The organism is Microbulbifer maximicatervae (SeqCode) (assembly GCF_052467065.1).
This window is the reverse complement of sequence record NZ_CP174299.1, coordinates 4,818,821-4,835,494: the sequence shown is the minus strand read 5'-3', so window position 1 is coordinate 4,835,494 and position 16,674 is coordinate 4,818,821. Positions and strand designations below refer to the sequence as shown.

At 43.5% G+C, this 16,674-nt stretch carries 24 protein-coding genes; 23 read left to right on the top strand and 1 reads right to left on the bottom strand.

What is annotated here, in order from left to right; translation table 11 throughout:
• Nucleotides 1-314: 314 nt before the first annotated feature.
• From ACJJI1_RS21405 to ltrA, 19 genes are all read left to right on the top strand, one after another.
• A complete protein-coding gene (locus ACJJI1_RS21405; RefSeq protein ID WP_413662917.1) occupies nucleotides 315-749 on the top strand; it encodes a hypothetical protein in 435 nt (144 codons plus the stop codon).
• A gap of 87 nt (nucleotides 750-836) precedes the next feature.
• Nucleotides 837-1,322 (top strand): hypothetical protein, encoded by a 486-nt coding sequence (locus tag ACJJI1_RS21400; protein ID WP_444957936.1) that lies wholly within the window; start codon nucleotides 837-839, stop codon nucleotides 1,320-1,322.
• 108 nt (nucleotides 1,323-1,430) lie between these two features.
• Entirely contained in the window at nucleotides 1,431-1,763 is a 333-nt protein-coding gene (locus tag ACJJI1_RS21395; protein ID WP_444957935.1) for a hypothetical protein, read from the top strand.
• A gap of 99 nt (nucleotides 1,764-1,862) precedes the next feature.
• Nucleotides 1,863-2,246, top strand: a complete 384-nt coding sequence (locus ACJJI1_RS21390; protein ID WP_413662942.1) for a hypothetical protein — start codon at nucleotides 1,863-1,865, stop codon at nucleotides 2,244-2,246.
• Nucleotides 2,215-2,721 carry a hypothetical protein gene (locus ACJJI1_RS21385; RefSeq protein WP_444957934.1) on the top strand — a complete coding sequence of 169 codons (507 nt, stop codon included), beginning with the start codon at nucleotides 2,215-2,217 and terminating at the stop codon, nucleotides 2,719-2,721. The genes ACJJI1_RS21390 and ACJJI1_RS21385 overlap by 32 nt, the downstream gene beginning before the upstream one ends.
• A 158-nt stretch (nucleotides 2,722-2,879) precedes the next feature.
• The gene (locus tag ACJJI1_RS21380; protein WP_444905955.1) at nucleotides 2,880-3,362 is read left to right on the top strand and encodes a hypothetical protein; all 483 of its coding nucleotides are present in this window, start codon (nucleotides 2,880-2,882) and stop codon (nucleotides 3,360-3,362) included.
• A 130-nt stretch (nucleotides 3,363-3,492) separates the two neighbouring features.
• On the top strand, nucleotides 3,493-3,882 hold the full coding sequence (locus ACJJI1_RS21375) for a DUF6678 family protein (RefSeq protein ID WP_444957933.1): 390 nt from the start codon (nucleotides 3,493-3,495) through the stop codon (nucleotides 3,880-3,882).
• A 141-nt stretch (nucleotides 3,883-4,023) separates the two neighbouring features.
• Complete coding sequence (locus ACJJI1_RS21370) at nucleotides 4,024-4,359, top strand: hypothetical protein (protein WP_444957932.1); 336 nt, start codon at nucleotides 4,024-4,026, stop codon at nucleotides 4,357-4,359.
• A gap of 102 nt (nucleotides 4,360-4,461) precedes the next feature.
• Nucleotides 4,462-4,890 carry a hypothetical protein gene (locus tag ACJJI1_RS21365; RefSeq protein ID WP_444957931.1) on the top strand — a complete coding sequence of 143 codons (429 nt, stop codon included), beginning with the start codon at nucleotides 4,462-4,464 and terminating at the stop codon, nucleotides 4,888-4,890.
• A gap of 204 nt (nucleotides 4,891-5,094) precedes the next feature.
• A complete protein-coding gene (locus tag ACJJI1_RS21360; protein WP_444957930.1) occupies nucleotides 5,095-6,651 on the top strand; it encodes an IS1182 family transposase in 1,557 nt (518 codons plus the stop codon).
• Nucleotides 6,652-6,815: 164 nt separating this feature from the next.
• Complete coding sequence (locus ACJJI1_RS21355) at nucleotides 6,816-7,172, top strand: hypothetical protein (RefSeq protein WP_444957929.1); 357 nt, start codon at nucleotides 6,816-6,818, stop codon at nucleotides 7,170-7,172.
• 93 nt (nucleotides 7,173-7,265) lie between these two features.
• Nucleotides 7,266-7,670, top strand: a complete 405-nt coding sequence (locus ACJJI1_RS21350) for a hypothetical protein (RefSeq protein ID WP_444892125.1) — start codon at nucleotides 7,266-7,268, stop codon at nucleotides 7,668-7,670.
• Nucleotides 7,671-7,791: 121 nt separating this feature from the next.
• Nucleotides 7,792-8,151 (top strand): hypothetical protein, encoded by a 360-nt coding sequence (locus ACJJI1_RS21345; RefSeq protein WP_444957928.1) that lies wholly within the window; start codon nucleotides 7,792-7,794, stop codon nucleotides 8,149-8,151.
• Nucleotides 8,152-8,229: 78 nt separating this feature from the next.
• Nucleotides 8,230-8,535, top strand: coding sequence for a hypothetical protein (locus ACJJI1_RS21340; protein WP_444957927.1), 306 nt, complete (start codon nucleotides 8,230-8,232; stop codon nucleotides 8,533-8,535).
• A 498-nt stretch (nucleotides 8,536-9,033) separates the two neighbouring features.
• Nucleotides 9,034-9,270, top strand: coding sequence for a hypothetical protein (locus ACJJI1_RS21335; RefSeq protein WP_444895876.1), 237 nt, complete (start codon nucleotides 9,034-9,036; stop codon nucleotides 9,268-9,270).
• Between the two features lie 198 nt (nucleotides 9,271-9,468).
• Complete coding sequence (locus tag ACJJI1_RS21330) at nucleotides 9,469-9,777, top strand: transposase (protein ID WP_444895975.1); 309 nt, start codon at nucleotides 9,469-9,471, stop codon at nucleotides 9,775-9,777.
• 8 nt (nucleotides 9,778-9,785) lie between these two features.
• Entirely contained in the window at nucleotides 9,786-10,631 is an 846-nt protein-coding gene (locus ACJJI1_RS21325) for an IS3 family transposase (RefSeq protein ID WP_444957926.1), read from the top strand.
• Between the two features lie 43 nt (nucleotides 10,632-10,674).
• Nucleotides 10,675-11,076, top strand: a complete 402-nt coding sequence (locus ACJJI1_RS21320) for a hypothetical protein (protein ID WP_444914020.1) — start codon at nucleotides 10,675-10,677, stop codon at nucleotides 11,074-11,076.
• Between the two features lie 588 nt (nucleotides 11,077-11,664).
• Complete coding sequence (ltrA, locus tag ACJJI1_RS21315; RefSeq protein ID WP_444957925.1) at nucleotides 11,665-12,957, top strand: group II intron reverse transcriptase/maturase; 1,293 nt, start codon at nucleotides 11,665-11,667, stop codon at nucleotides 12,955-12,957.
• Between the two features lie 549 nt (nucleotides 12,958-13,506).
• Here ltrA and ACJJI1_RS21310 read toward each other — a convergent pair.
• On the bottom strand, nucleotides 13,507-14,469 hold the full coding sequence (locus ACJJI1_RS21310) for a hypothetical protein (protein WP_444957924.1): 963 nt from the start codon (nucleotides 14,467-14,469) through the stop codon (nucleotides 13,507-13,509).
• 382 nt (nucleotides 14,470-14,851) lie between these two features.
• Between ACJJI1_RS21310 and ACJJI1_RS21305 the strand changes: the two genes are divergently transcribed.
• The 4 genes from ACJJI1_RS21305 (at nucleotide 14,852) to ACJJI1_RS21290 (ending at nucleotide 16,670) form a co-directional block, all read left to right on the top strand.
• Nucleotides 14,852-14,989, top strand: coding sequence for a hypothetical protein (locus tag ACJJI1_RS21305; protein ID WP_444957923.1), 138 nt, complete (start codon nucleotides 14,852-14,854; stop codon nucleotides 14,987-14,989).
• Complete coding sequence (locus ACJJI1_RS21300) at nucleotides 14,986-15,135, top strand: hypothetical protein (RefSeq protein WP_444914017.1); 150 nt, start codon at nucleotides 14,986-14,988, stop codon at nucleotides 15,133-15,135. The genes ACJJI1_RS21305 and ACJJI1_RS21300 overlap by 4 nt, the downstream gene beginning before the upstream one ends.
• 97 nt (nucleotides 15,136-15,232) lie before the next feature.
• Entirely contained in the window at nucleotides 15,233-15,427 is a 195-nt protein-coding gene (locus ACJJI1_RS21295; RefSeq protein WP_444957922.1) for a DUF2793 domain-containing protein, read from the top strand.
• Between the two features lie 250 nt (nucleotides 15,428-15,677).
• Complete coding sequence (locus ACJJI1_RS21290) at nucleotides 15,678-16,670, top strand: restriction endonuclease (RefSeq protein WP_444957921.1); 993 nt, start codon at nucleotides 15,678-15,680, stop codon at nucleotides 16,668-16,670.
• The last annotated feature ends 4 nt before the right edge of the window (nucleotides 16,671-16,674 follow it).

Genomic DNA, 16,674 nt, shown 5'->3' with positions numbered 1-16,674 from the left:
ATTCAAGAGAAGCTTCTCCTATTTCTGGAAGTGACGATCTATCTCTTTGATTTTTATAGGGTTGATAATGTTATAAAGAGCAGAAAAAGCAGGTGGATATATAGCGCCTGCTTTATATCTACCTGTTGAGAATTATGTCAAAGCTCTTAACTTTTTGATATTATTGGGTTTTTGAGGTTATCTTGAAAGAAGTGAGTAGAATTATATAGAAGGGTGATATAAAGACGCTTCTTTTGAATTAACTGTTAGCTTTTTTTGAACTTGAGATACATTACTGACATAAAACATAAATGGGGATGAAGTGGAACATGGAAATGACTGAAAAAGTAAAGGGCACAGTAAAATTCAGAGGGCTATTTGGCAGTCTAGTTATTAGCATCGGTGGATACTTTGCAACAATTTTAGCGTTCGCGGTTTTTTATACTGCTGATAGGGTCTTAGGAAATAATCTCCCATTAAATGAACCAGATCCAGATAAACTAACAGTAAAAATGATTAACTTTGCAGTAGGAATGTTGTTCCCATTCTTGGCAGGTATTTATTGCGGGAGAAAGAATAGAAACTCGATGACATACACCCACTATTTGTTGATTTTAGTAACTGGGTTGTATGTAGGTTACCTGATCAAAGGCCAGCTAGAATTAACTTTTGTAGTCTTGTACTCTATCTTAGCAATGTTCGTTGTGTATTCGGGATATAAACTTGGTGGCAGGGGTGTAGGTAAATTCGCTAATCGACCCATAAGCTAACAAGCGGCTGCTGTCGGACTGGTAAAAGCTCCGGCTTCGCCTCCACTTTTACCAGCCGTAGAGCCGGACGTTACATATAGGTAGGCAATGACCAAAAATCTCGGTATTTTATTTTGTAGGGCCATAGCAGTGGTGTTGGTTGTCATAGCAATTCCGAACATTGCTTATGTCTTACATATGGCTATTACAGGAAACTATGATCCGGAAGTAGCCATATTGACTCTTATGCTACAAGTTGTAGTTCCGTTATTTTTGGCCGTGGTATTCTTTGCTAAGTCTCGTTTGCTGGCCTATTTAATTACAGGTGGAGTTGAGAATGACATCTCCGCAAGTGAAACAGGTATCGTACGAGCAGGCACTTTCCTGCTTGGGTTGTGGCTTCTAGTTAAATCTCTACCAGAGCTTAGTAATTTGTATTCAAAAACAAGATTGATGAATGAGCTCGGTTACGACAAGCCAGAATTATGGTTAGAAAACAATATAACCTTAATTTTTACGCTGTTTCTTGGGGTTTGCTTGATACTCGGTAGTAGAGTCGTGGGCAGTGCCTACACCAAACTGCGGGATATGTAACAAAGCGCTGCAGGCCGACGTCTAAATTTGCGCACTTTTTGCGCGGTCGCTTCGCTCCCATCATCGCGCAAAAAGAACACAAATTTAACCGCGTCTGAGCGCGGCGTTATGTTTCTGGAGAGAGAAGTGGGTAGTAGGCGTAAGCGAGAGGAGTTTGATGAACTGTTATCTAGGGTTCTCTTATTTCTATTAGGCTCGGCTTTATTCACTGTAGTAGCTGGAGTTTTATATCGAGAGGGATCTGATAGTGGACCAGCAGTTGCCTTTGGTTTTGTACTTATGACCATCGCATCGCCACTTATCTTCGTAAGTATTTTTGGTGGTAAAATTCGTGCCCAGAAGTGGGCAAATAATACGGGCAACCATGAAATTTTGATCTTATTTTTCCTCATGGCCTGGGCTATAAGCTATCTGCTCAAGAAGGCCTCGAGGAAAACATAACAAGTTGCTGAAATTCGTTCCGGGTGCAAAAGAACGCCCCCTCCACCGGACAGCCTGCACTGCGTTTCGGCTGCCGTTTAGCAAAGCGTTAGAGAACCAATGAATAACGAACATAGGGCGCGGGATTGGATTAACTTTATTTTAGAGAGATGTCAGTTCCCTGATGCACCAGCGCTAAAGAATCACCTCGATAAAGCCGTGTTTTCTGAGTTCTGTCAGTGCGGTTGTAATAGTTTCAAGGTCCTGGTCCCGGCTTTCACCAAAGCAATTGCAGTTCCAGGTAAATATGGTGTAATTTTTGAAGCACACTTTAATCTTGCAGAAGCCGGTAAAACGTTAGAGATCCTAATATTCTCAGGAAAATCAGGAATGGTTGAGTACATTGAAATAGACTGTTGTGGTAACAACTTGCCTGTTCCAGAAGCAGTTGAGGTTGTTGGCGAACCGTTTCATGTCAGTGCCGGTAGTGCGCTCGCTCTCTAACAAGAGCCGGCACAAGCGCGCACTTCGTGTGCTGGACTCGCAACAAGTTGCTCGCCTGTGCGGCGGGCGTTATGAATTCATGAGAAATACTAAATCAATACTACTACTAGTTCTCTTGGGGCTGACCGCTTGTAGCAATAAGCCGTCCGGTGGGTTTATGCGAGGAGATGTGCCTATGGTTGTCGGTATGTTTGAAAATTACTATGGCAAGCATGTTCAAGTTGTCGGTTATATGTACAAACCGCCTAGAGGCAATGTTTTAGTATTAATCCCATCAAAGGATCATATTAATTTACAGACACAGCCTCCAGCTAACGTATTGAGTTTACTGTTATTCTCCGACACAGCAATTAGAAATGGCAGCGTTCACTCCGAGATGGAAAGGTGTATTGGTAAGACTACCTATGTGTCTGGGCTAGTCGGCATTTTTTCTGGGTTACCTGCAATTGAAGAGATTCGTGAAGTGGCGTGCTAAATTCATAACAAACGCAAGCAGGATGCTCCGGCCCTTCGGACCTCCACGGGACACCCAACGCTATGCACATTTTGTGCGGATCGCTGCGCTCCCAGTTTCGCACAAAATGTGCATAGCATTGGTCGCCCCTGTTGCGGGCGTTATGAGTAGCGAGAGAAATGAACATCGAGCAAGAATTTAAAGGTAAGGTCGCAGAGCACTTAGAAAACCTGAGTGAGGATTTGAGGCCTATTCTCAAAAAATTAATTGAGTTCGATTATCCCAAAGAGGTTGATACGCTCGCATTTGAGATTTTCGTTGATGGGTTCTCGTCAGGATTCCCAGTTCGGGCATTCTTTATGGATAAAGATAATTCAGAGCACTTTATCTACGTAGATGGAAAAGCTGAATACCCCTCACCCGTAGATCCAGGTTTGTTGAAAATCGAACACGTATACCCGTATGAGCTAGAAGAAGAGTATACAAGCAAAGATGAGTCGCTTGACCCATGGGATATCGCTACAAATGAGCTAATTGAGTGGTTCTCAAAATGTTGGCAAGCTGTGGGCGGCCAGGGCTTTAATTTGAAGGCTAATATTACACCGCACGACAGTAACCATGAATTCAATTTGGTAGAAAGTAAGTGGCAAAACCGGTGGTAGCTCATAACAAGCAGCGGCAGAGCGACAGCCAACGCTACGCACCTTTTGTGTTACTCGCTGGCGCTCAAACATTAACACAAAATGCGCTCCGCGCTGGCTGCGCCTGCGCTGGGCGTTATACGATCGAAATATGAACGAGAAGCTCCTTAAGATTATCAATGAACGTCAGTTGGTCTCTGCAATGAACAAAACCAAGTGGCGTGAAGTTTGCGAGGACCTTGAAAAGCTTCATTCTTCATATATCTGTGTCCGTTATAAACTAATTACGTCAGATGAGATTTTTGGCTTTAGTCCAGTTTGGTGGGATCAATTATTCGAATATTCTTCAGCAATAGAATGGCTTGATTTCAACCCTATTGTAAGTGAGTATCAAGGTCATCTCATATCAGATAAAAAAACTGATAGGTCTGCGGAGATACTAAGTATCTTAAAGAGACACAGTATTAAATATTCAAATCAGGAATCATACTTTCGAGTTTGGGGTTACTTAAACCCAGGAGCTTGCCCTGAATTCGTATAACAAAGCTATTCACCGGAACAGCAGTCCTTCGTTGCAATTTATGCACTACGCTGCCGCTTCGTTAACATAAATTACAACTACACCCGCTGTCCAGTGATAGCGGCGTTATGTGTTCACTCGCTCCAATCTAAGAGATTAGTTATGATCCCGTCTTTATTTAGGAAAATTGTTTGGAATGGAGGTGGGTATGATTATTACTATTTTTACTTCTCGTCAAGTGGCCATGTATTTTGGGATGTAAGCGACTTGATTGATGAATATCCACCATTAAATAAAATTACAAATAGCAGAAATCTTCAAGGTGAATATAATTTAATAAATAATCAAATTGATTTTTCGATAGACTTTTACGGTGAAGAGCCTCGTGTAAAACTATGTTTCACTGTAAGCGATGGAGGCGGTATAGTTGCTGAGGATGAGGTATTAGATGCTGGTGGTTTATTAGCTGGCGAGTGGGAACGATGCATTAACTGCTAAAATATTTATATTATGCCAAAACGGCATTTACAATAATGTGGCAGCTGGATAAAGCCCACATAACAAGGCGCTGCAACCGACCTCCGGCAACTGTCACCTTTTGTGCATAAAACCCGCACAAAAGGCGGCAGTTACCTCCGGCGGCTGAGCGCGGCGTTAAGCATCAAGACACATATGCCTAAAAGAATTCAGCCCTTTTTTATCGTTTTGTCCATTGTCAGCGGCGGCTATGCAGCGACATCTGCTGTCTTGGGTGAAGTGATTGCATATCAGAGAGCTGGACTATCCGAGACTATTAATGCTTCAGATAATCCGGAAAAATTCTGGAGTGTAGTACTAATGTATACGGCCATAGCCTTTGTCTCTGCCATCCTTGGGGTGAAATCCTATTTCCATCCTAGAATACAGGCGTTTCTCAACTTTGGAATGGAGACGAAGCTTTCTCGAGTGCAAGTCATATTCATCTTATCATTTGCGTTTGCTGTGTTTATGAGTATTACTTGGATGTCCGGTGTCCTAGCAAATGCTTAACAAACGCAAGCAGGATACTCCGGCCCTTCGGGCCTCCGCGGGACGCCCAAATCTGTGCATCTTTTGCGCGGTCGCTTCGCTTCCATTATTGCGCAAAAAGCGCACAACATTGGTCGCCCCTGTTGCGGGCGTTCAGGCTGTAGAAAAACTCTTGAAAGGTAGCTTTTTTGTTAAAATGGAGATCTTGATGTCGAGATTATCCATATGCCCAATTTCAAACGTTACGATTACAACCAAGATGCAATGGTCGTCATCAATTTCGAAGAACAACTACAACCTGAAACCTTTGAGTTTACACTTCATCATTTGATAGATGATCATATAGACCTCTCTGTCTTCCATAAAAAATATCAAAATGATAGCGGCGGGCGAACCGCTTATGATCCAGCTATCCTCCTGAAAATCATATTGTTTGCTTACTCAAAAGGCATTACATCAAGCCGTGAAATTCAATGGCAATGTGAGAACAATATCCTCTTCAAAGCACTGTCATGCGATACCGTTCCGCATTTTACTAGTATTGCAAGTTTCGTAAGCAGTTATCCTGATGCGATTGAGTCGGTGTTTGAGCAAGTGTTACTGGTCTGCGATCAGCAGGGGCTGCTTGGCAACGAACTTTTCGCAATAGATGGATGCAAGATGCCATCCAATGCCAGCAAAGAACATTCTGGGACTTTTAAAGAGCTAGAACAGAAGCAGGAAAAAATTCGCAAGAAGATCAAACATTGCCTCAAAGAGCACAAGAGGCTTGATGGCAGGAAACCTAAAGAAAAAGAGCGAAAGCAAGCGGTAGCTAAAGCGGCGGATACGCTGCAGAAACACTTTGATAAAATTGATCAGTTCTTAAAGAATCACTCCCCCAGGATGGGGCAAGGTAAAAACCCTAAAGAAGTAAAAAGTAACATCACGGATAATGAATCAGCTAAGATGACTACCAGCAAGGGAACCATCCAGGGCTATAACGGTGTTGCCGCAGTTGATAGAAAGCATCAGATAGTTGTTGAAGCACAGGCCTTTGGAGAGGGCCAGGAACATCATACACTGAAACCTATTCTCGATGGCATCAATTGCCATTATCAGAATATAGGAATAGATGAAGACATCTTGGCCAAACAGGTCATCATTACTGCTGATACTGGATTCTCCAACGATGCTAACTACAACTACCTGCTAGAGAACGGCATCAATGCCTACATACCTGACAATAAGTTCCGTTCACGTGATAAAGCTTTTACAAAGCAAAAAACCAAGTATGGCAAGCGCAATCAAAAAGGTAGGGCTAATGTCCAGAAGACTATCCCAGCTAGTGAATTTACATTCAACAAGAAAAAGAAAACCTGTATCTGTCCTGCAGGAAAAGCCATGCTCTTGTTAAAAGAAGAGCATGTCAGTGAAGGTAAGAAAAAACTACTGTTCGAAGGGCGCCTCACCGACTGCAGGGCATGCAGCCTTAAAAGTCAGTGTATGCGAAACCCAGATTCTGCTGACTCACGAAAAGGACATGGAAGGCAAGTATCCTTAACTTGGACAAACGGACGGACAGCTACTGATTGGATGAAAAAGCGGATTGATAGTATCGAAGGCAAGACCATTTATGGGCATCGAATGTCTGTTGTCGAACCAGTATTTGGGAACATTGGTACTAACAAGCGATTGAATCGCTTCTCGCTACGAGGAAAAAGTAAGGTTCAGGGACAATGGCAGATGTTCTGCTTGGTACATAACATTGAAAAATTGATGAGATATGGCAGTATCCACTGATTGAGTATAAATTAAGGGCATCAAGACGCTTAAATTTAATACAATGAAAGAAATCTAGTGGTATAGATAAATTTTAGCCAAAATTTTAATTGGAGGAGTCTGGGAAATGGCAGATTTTTCTAAAACTGTTTTTCTACAGCCTCGTTATGCATCATGAGAAGGTTATGGGTTTTAAGATATCTGGAGCGCTAAATTTCCTTTGCGTCTTTTACTTTCTTGCTATCTGGACAATTCTATTACTTGTTGCCCAGCCAGAGGCACTAAGCACATACGAAGCGGCAAAGAGTACCTTGAGCTATGTACTTACAGAGGATGGTTCAGAGTTTTTTTATTTGAGTATTGCATCAATGCTTGTTTGTTTTGCTTGTGGTGTATTTCTCTTCCTAAGAAAATACCCCGAACAAACAATGTATATCATAGGTTTTCATGCTTTAATAGGTTTTTATTTTTATGATTGGTCGCTAGCATTATCTATTGGTCTGCCATTGTTATTCTTTAATAAGGTACGAGTAAATGCATAACAAGGCCATCAACCAACGCCACTTCGTGGCTGGACAGCCTAAAGCGCGCTTTGCGCATGGCTGCCGGTTATGGCGACGTTAGGCATCTAGAGTATGGAGCTACAAGAAGTCTGTGAATCTCTTTTAGACAATGCTGATATGAGCATTGACTTTGGTGCTTATCCGAAAGTTACTCTGGATATATTGGTCCAAGGCACCGTAAACGATAAATTCTGGAAGGTAGTATTTGAGTGTGGCCAAGTGGTACACATGGATGCCGAGTTTGATGACGACTCATCAAATAGTGATCTGTTTATGGTTTTGGAAGCAAGCGTTAACGAAACAATCAAAGGTAAAGTAACGCCAGCAGTTCAGCATAGAATGGATGGATTAAGCGATGAAGATCCAGTTTGGATAGTGCATCTATACGGTAGTATGTCACTCACAATAGTCACAACAAAGTTTAATTGGCAGCTCATTGAGCTATCTGAAAAAGAGTACGAGGCTGCCTATGCCTAACAAGATGTTGCAGTCGGACAGAATACTGCGTTCCTCAAATTGTGGTCGCTTCGCTTATACCACAATTTGCTCCACTCCGTATTCTGCCGCTGAACATGGCGTTACGTGGAAAGGTAAGCTGATGTCTCTCAACTTCTATAGAAAGAAATCGGGCTCCCGGCCAAACTTTGATGGGTTTTATTCATCAACGAAAGGTTTTGAGAAGTACGATCAATCATCATACTGCTATCTGATTAAGTTCTATGAAAGCGGTACAGTGGAAAAAGGAGTTCCTCATGAGGGAGATTTCCACAAAGTGGGTGCAGGAACCTACTCCCAAAGTGGTTCTAAAGTGATCTGCAAGATAAGATCTGATGCTGATGGTTTTGAATCCAAATGGATCGGTCATTTGCATGATGACTTCATCCAGTTCGAAATCGAACAGCCAGATTTTGAAGATATAGTAGGGAGATATACATTTGTTCCAAGCAAAAACACGTAACAAGGTGCTGCACCCGACTCCGGCACTATCGTGCCTCCGCGGGTGAGCTTGGCGTTACACCCTCAATAGGAATCGAGAATGAGTGAGAGATACGAAGGAAAGCCACTACTTAGATTGTTAGAACTTTACGTTTTAGATGCGATCGGTTCTCTAGATGCAAAGGATGAAGCTCTATTACAGCAAATGGCACCAAAGCTGTCTCAAACCTATGGAGTCGAAGGAAGCTGGAAGGAAATCATCCAGAGCGTCATGGAGCTTCCCGATAATATGCAATCTCTGATAAGTGATATGTGGCATAGAAACAAAGAGATTGCTAAACAAAATAGCACTGATCTACAAGCTGAGCATTTCGCGATGATGTTTGTAGATCAAAACTTATCGTAGGCAAGGTGTAACAAGTGGCTGCATCGGACTCGTCAAACTGTCACGCCTTTTGTACCAAAAGGCCCGCCAGTTTAACTCGCCGCTGAGCCAGGCGTTAACTGCTTTTGCATCGTTATGAATTACGAGTTTGGAAAATATTCGAAAATTACGTCGTATCGATATGATGAGCCACCAAAGACTCGAGGCGATTTTCGGGGTTGTGTTATTACCGTGCAAAGATCACGGAAAAAGGATGACCTGATATCTTTCAGAATTAAAGGCTACAAAGGCGCGATTTCCAGCCTTGTAGGGGCCACTGAAGTATCAATTCAAGAGGGTAGCGATCCAAATATCGAATTCGAACGATATAGAATTAGTTATCTTCTAAACGAAAGCGAGAGTGAGTTGTATTGTGCAGAGTGTATTGAAATCAACAGTTAACAAGGCGCTGTTGTCGGACTGGTTTTCCGCTGCGCTCCAAACCAGCCGCAAAGCGCGGCGTTATAACGCACACTCACTATGAGAGATAAATTCGGCGGCGCAACCCTAGCTTTAGCAGGCTTCTTGCTAAGCATGCTAACTATTATCGATTCAATTGATGGTAGCTTTACTTACGCAAGTAAGATGAATGGTATCATCGAAATTACACTCGCCCATGGTGCTATGGATTTCTTTTTTAGCCTTTTTGTCCAGGTATTCATTGGTTTGGCTGTGGCCACACTCGGCTTAGGTATCTACTTTAAGCCCAAATTTTAGCCTCATAACAAAGCCATCAACCACCGCCCGCACACGGGCTTGACGCTCACTGCGTTGCTTCAGTTGTGCTTTATCGCTACGCTAGCACAACTAAACCAACTCCGTTCCCGCCGGTTATGGCGGCGTTAACTGTAAGACTTACCCACGTTTAGTAGACACCCTGTATAGTTAGGTTTAGGCCTAACACGGAGGTGTATCATGGGTAAGAAAAGAACTCAGGCGTATACGGAGGAGTTCCGCAGAGAAGCAGTTAAGAGAGCGGAAAAGCCTGGAGCAACAACGGCTTCTGTGGCGCGAGAGCTAGGCGTCAGCGCACAGCAGATCTACAACTGGCGTCGCCAATTTAATCGACTGTCTGATAAGCAGTTCAATAGTTTAGACGGTGTCGACTATTCCAAACAGGAAAGCGCTGAAGTTCGCAAACTCAAGAAGGAGCTGCATGAAGCTCGTCAGGAGGTTGAGTTTCTAAAAAAGGCAGCTGCGTACTTTGCGAACCACCAAGAGTAAAGTACGCATTGATACAAGAGCATGTAGGGTCATTCCCGGTTAGCTTGATGTGTCGGTGTTTAGAAGTCTCAAGATCGGGTTATTATCGATGGCGGGGGCGATTGCCATCTGCTCGCACGATTAGAGAGATACGAACAATCGAGAAAATCCGAAAGACGTTTGTTGAGTTTAAAGGTCGTTATGGCGCGCCTAGAATTGCTTGCGAGCTTCAAGAGTTAGGTGAGCCATGCTCGCGGAACTACGTCGCTAAGCTTATGCAACAGGAACATATTAAAGCGAGAAACGGCAAAGGCTTTCGATATAGTCAGCCCGTAGAGGGGAGCATTAACGTCTCCGCCAACTTACTTAAGCGTTGCTTTGATGTGGATCGACCAAATTGCCGCTGGACCAGTGACATTACGTATATCTGGGTTCTGGATAGGTGGCTATACCTCGCGGTAGTTATGGATCTGTACTCTCGACGTATTGTAGGTTGGGCATTCGACTCGCAGATGACCGATGAATTGACACGTCGAGCATTGAAAATGGCCCTAGAGCGACGACCAATAAAGCCTGGACTGCTAGTTCACTCTGACAGGGGTGTGCAATATCGATCGCAGAAATACCAGGATCTCTTGTCCGAAAGCAAGTGCAAGCCGAGTATGAGTCGCCAGGCTAACTGTTGGGATAATGCGGCAATGGAATCATTCTTTAGCAGGCTAAAAGTCGAGCTGGTCTATGCCGGAACATTCGAAAGCGAAGAGCAAGCAAAATCTGAGGTGTTTGAATACATTGAGATTTTCTACAATAGGGTTCGTAGGCACTCTGCATTGGGCTATGTAAGTCCAGCAGAGTATGAGCGAAAATACGCATAGTTAGAGTGTCTACTTTTTGTGGGCAAGACCACTGTATTCGAACATGAGCCAGTTTTTACTCGCAATTATAGATCTCAAGCCTACAACTGATGTTTCAGACATTACTTTTGTGCCTGCCAGCGAAGCACAGGAAGTATTCGGTGAAGTAGTCGACTACTACGGTATTGATCAGTCTCATGCATGGGCAGTTTTAGATGAAACTGGTGATACTACAGACAGTATATTTTCCGAAGCTGGACTTCAGTTGTCACAAGGCGATCCTTTAAGTTCTACTCAACTTGGAAAGTTATTAGGAGAGTTAATATATAAAGGGGCAAAATTCATTGCTTGGTATGCTTGTGAGTATCAAGACCTAGAGCAAACTGATAGTGTCATTGATCTAATTGAGATCTTGAATAAAGAGTTGCCGATAGGCTCTGGGGAAATTTACGTTGAATATAGGTAAAACAGTTAACAAAGTAAGGCATTGGACGCAGCTAAAGCTGCGCCCATGCTAGCGGCGTGTTTGCCAGGCATGGCATTTAACTAGAGAGGTGGAAGTCCTCTTACCAGGTATTCGTGGAGCCGAAGGTTAACGAAAGGGCAAGGTCAATATCGCGAGGTATTGGCTGGAGGAAGCCCAACGCAAATTCACGGGGTGATGAACAAGAACTGGATATGAGGTGTGACGCAGGTGGAGCCAGTGGGCACGTGACCATAAAGCTCTCCATCCACAACTGGCCTGCGTTTTATAAATCCAGCATCTACGTGAAGAAAGTTAAATGTCTTACCCTGGGAGGTCTATGGGTTGTTAATGGAATAACTGAAAACTGAGAGATTGGTTTTGACCGACCCATAGAAGTCAGCAGAGGGCATAGTAGGTAGATTTCGTGTTACTGACGGCCTGAACAATTCTGGACAGTATTATTAATGCAGAGCTTGATGACTGCATCTGACAAGTAACTTAGTTGCCAGGAAAAAAAATATTTTTTTTGGGGGGTGAACATCAAACTGGAAACTTAATCATACATTGTCCAATTTCCCATCTCTTTTAATGCAGCGAATTCTAGATAGGAATAATCTGTTTCGAGCATTACAACAAGTTTCTCGTAACCAGGGTGCGCCAGGTCTCGATGGTATGACGGTAAAACAGTTGCCGGAACATCTTAAGCAGACTTGGATTGCTACCCGACACAAGGTGTTAAGTAGTAGCTATCGTCCTCAACCGGTGAAACGCGTCTTTATACCAAAAGGCAATGGAGGCCTGCGTCCATTGGGTATACCCACTGTGCAAGATAGGTTGATCCAACAAGCTATCGCACAGATACTCAGTGAGCAATGGGAGCCGAAGTTTCATGCTCTTAGTTTTGGTTTTAGACCAAATCGATCGGCACACCAGGCGATTAGACAGGTTCAAAACTTTGTCCGGCAAGGAAAGCGCTGGACGATCGATATGGACTTGAAATCCTTCTTTGATGAAGTGAATCATGACAGGCTCATGCTAACACTGAAGCAAAGTGGAATACCGGCTGATGTGCTGGGGTTGATAAACCGATACCTAAAAGCGCCAACGGTAGTCGACGGCAAGGTAATAGCTACAACAAAAGGCGTCCCGCAAGGTGGGCCGCTATCTCCGCTTCTAGCTAATATTGTGCTTAATGAACTGGACTGGGAGCTGCACAAGCGGCAACTCAGTTTTGTGCGATATGCCGATGATTTTCAAATACTGGTGGGAAGTCGTCGGTCTGCAGAGCGGATAAAAGTAAGCCTTACGCACTTCATCAAATGTAAGCTGAAGCTCACAGTAAATGCTGAGAAGAGTGCAGAGGATCACTTCTGGAAGCGGAGCTTTCTAGGATTTAGATTGCTGAAGAAAGATGCCCGGATCAAGGTATCAGAATCATCGATGAATAAATTGAAGGCAAAGATCAGAATGGTCACCCGCCGAACACGAGGCCGCAAGTTTACTCAGATCATAGAGGAGTTAAAGAAGACCCTGCTTGGTTGGAAAGCGTACTTTGACATCAGTGAAGTACTGAGCCCTCTGAAAGATCTGGACAAGTGGATAAGGCGGAAGTTGCGATGTTATTTATGGAAGCAATGGGGACGTAGTGGTTACCGCAGATTAAGAAGGCTGGGTGTTGATCGCTTTTTAGCGTGGAACACGGCCAAATCAGCACATGGATCATGGAGGCTAAGCAAAAGTCCTGCCCTTTACAGAGCATTGCCAAATAGATACTTTAGGAGCTTGGGGCTGCCGGAATTGGCAGATAGGAAGGGGAATAGAATTGAACCGCCATGGTACGCGATCCGTATGCCTGGTGGTGTGGGAGGAGAGGCATCGTGAGGTGCCTCCCTATCCCGATTATACGCTTCGGATAAAATGAACAACAAAGCTCTTAAATGGATTTTACTCCTATCCTACTTAGTCATTGCAATTTTGGCAGCGAGTCATTATTCCTGCCCCGCAGATAAAGGTAGGCCATTTGTTCTGTTTCTTAGCTTTACCTATTTAGTAAATTTAAATATTAATTTCTTCTTAAAGTTACCCATGAATGTGCCTCATGTACCAGAGGCAAGATATGTATCAAATTTTGGTATGAGACGACGTTTAATCCTAATTACATGGTGTATGTTTATGGCGGCAATAGTGTGGGGTGTAGTAGATGATTTTAGCTGTAACGTATAACAAGGCGCTTAACACGTGTAGCACTGCGTGCCACACTGCGTGCCACACTGGGACAGTAACGCAGCGGCGCTTCGCGATTATGCCGCTACGTTACTGCCCGTTAGCTTAGTGTTATACCTATTTAAAAAGCATCTCTTTTACCCAAAAACAGTCAAACACCCATAGCTGCTAATAGGGAGTACAGTGTTGAATCGTCAACCTTATCCGCTATTGAAAAATCACGCCCATATTGCCAGTACCAGATTGGAGGGCAGTTGCAGAATTACCGGATGTTGCCTGACCGATTTCATGCACATTAGATGTGCCAATCTGGGATTGACTGGCAAAGTTGGATATCCCCGTCTGATTGGTTAGTGCCATATTCATCATGCCAGTTTGGTTGGTATCAACTATGCCAAAATCAGAAGCATCTTGATTAACTTCCGACATATTCATCATGCCTGATTGGAATACGCTCACAGTATTGTTATTTGAATTATTTAACTGTGTAACAATGCCATCATTGCTATCTCCGTCTTGTTGAATAAGTAAGCTATTAAAGTCGCCGTCGTTTTGAGCCATGCCAGCGATATTAGCAGTTCCATTCTGGATCATAACTGAGGTATTTGAGGTACCGCTAGATTGGAAACCAATAGCACTATTGGCCATTCCTGTCTGGTTCACTATAAAACTGTTAAAGGAGGTATTGAGTTGAGTATTACCGGAAATTTGGGAATCTCCAGATTGCAATACAGAAATAGTATCGCTATCTGACATTATCTGCGCACCGCCATAGCTATTGGTATCCCCAATTTGGTTAACAAAAACAGTACTTAACTGAGAGTCAACTTGCGACATGCCTACCTCATTAAGATTGCCCTGCTGAATTGCCGTAATCTGGGTAGAGTCACTGTTATTTTGTAGTAAGGCAGGAGCGGTATTTAGATTTCCAGTTTGAATATGAATAATAGTGCCATTTTGAGTGGCATTCTCCTGTACCGGTGCAGATTCGTTGAAATCACCATCCTGGGTGATTGCGATCAAACTGTCCATCGTTGCGGGATCACTTTGGTCCGGGTTAGCCATATTACCATTTCCATTCTGGTTCACTATGGCAGTATTCCCATTTGCGAATGAATACCCACTAATTACTAAGAAGATAGCTGCCGCTATCGGGGTGAAAGCTTTCATGATGATCCCTTAAAAATCAAGCGATTAATTTTGTTACAGACTGTTGATCGATTTGGGACTCAGCTGAACAGCTAATTAGGCGGAGAATGCTCTCAAATCTTTGTCATTAAAGTTGAAGTGGAGTCACCAATATAGGATTTCATCCTTAGAGAGTTCCTACTGCTTGTCTGGCTGTCTAGGTAAAATAGAGGTGACACGGGAAGTATAGGGCTGGATTGCGGTAGTTATCTTTAGGAAGATGATCTCAAAAAGCTGGGAATAAAGTTTAAACATATAGGGATAACTAGTTTAGTAAGAAATTCCTATATTTATATTGTTTATAGAGTGCCAGGCTTGGCAATTTGCCTACATCATCGACGACCGCCACTGTACTGGTACGATTGTGCGATCTGCAATCACGCAAAAGGCTGAGCCCGCAAGCTCCGAAGCTCAAGCCGTCGCTGTGCTCAAGTGCGTTATTGCCGTGATTGATGATCAGAACAGCGTGCAGACCGATGCCCGATGGATCGGGTCTATGTGACAACGAAGACACTCACCACAGATGCAGGGCAGGCGGTCAATGTGATTGACGAGGCAGCGGGCCTTGTTTCTGACTGCATTGGTGAAGTGGCGAATCGCATGGTCGTGCATAGTTCTATTGCAGTGATGGCGATTCCGAGTGGGTGAGTATGGTTGCAATTAACTGCGGTAAGCGAGTTTATGCGGATGATGATGGTGAGTGGGGTGTTTGTAACAATGAACTTACGCGCTTCTGCAAATCGAAGTGCAGGGCATCCAAAACGATCCCCCCGACGATGGCGACCGCTACATAGTTGCCACCGGTAGCAATGAGTGGGCAAACCAAAACGGCCAGCTGGCCCGCTACGTGGCAGACACCGGCTACTGGCAATTCTTTCCTGCCAAGGTCGCGCTGAATCAGGCGGATGGCCTGCTGTATATCAACGGCAGCAGCGGCTGACAGGTAGCCAACCGTCCGGCGACTCTGCCGCAGATCACTGGGGATACCAACACGGATCTGGCCGGGGTGGTTGGGCAGATGTTGGGGGCTTTGGATGGGCTTCTATGGGATAATAATGTAAATTAGCCTACATGTTTCCCAAGTATGCACTTGAATTTGCAGCTCAAATATATCGGTATGGTATTGAGGTGTAACAATAGTGGTGCAGCACAATAATTTTCAACTTAACCAAAAACAAGGATAGGATAAATTGGGTAATATTTTAAATAAAACCTGGGAGTGGGTATTAGAATACTCCTGGAATATATTTAATGTTTTCGGTGTTTTCGCTACGTTCTACTTTGGTTTTTTTTATGTACCTGAGCATGTCAAGGAGAGTATGTATCAGAAGTCCGCTTTGGCCCAGGAAGAATTGATTCAGGAGGTTGGTGGGCGATTTTTTGCGAATGAGAATGTCACCATTCAGGAAGCTAGGTTGTCAATAGAGCAGAAAGAAGTCTATTACAAGCTAAGTTTTCCATATAGCGTTAAGCAAACCCTCTTGCTAATACGCAATGATTTTTCAAAAAATTCATATATTTCGTTAGAGCGTAGAAGTGAAATAAAGTTAAAAATTCAAGGGCTTATTAGTGAAATAAAGGAGCCGGTAGAAGAGGGAAGTTGGTGGTCGAAGTTTTCTTTGACTCAGTTTTTGAAAATCGAGCTTCCGTTCATATTGATAGCTGTTATTGGTCTGTTGAGTGTTGTTCGAAAGAAGTGGATTGATGCTGAAACAGAAGTGGATCTAGCTGAGAATGAAGAGGAAGTGCTCTCTGTGAGCGGTTTTGAGTCCCTCAGTGGCTATGAATATCAAGCACTGGTGAGTAGGGTTCTTAGAGGGTTGAAGTTACTTGATGGGAGTGAAGGTAGCTATATACCTGGAGTGGAAACTTATGCTTCTGAATTTTCTTTTGTGCATAAAGGGAAAAATATTTTTGTGGAGACCAAAGCATATCAAAAGAAAGTTGGGGTTAGGACGGTCCGTAGCTTTTTGTACATGGTTCGGCAGTCAGGAGGAAGCGGCTTATTAGTTGCTACCACACCTCTTACCATTCGAGCAAGACAGATGCTAGATGATTACAATAGGAGTAATGATAGTTCTACTGCATATTTTATCGAAGGGAAAACAGAGGAGCGTATTGAGTCTGAAATTAGATCCAAATTCTCTGTGGACACTAAAACAGGTCAATCATCTGTAGCGTAAGTTC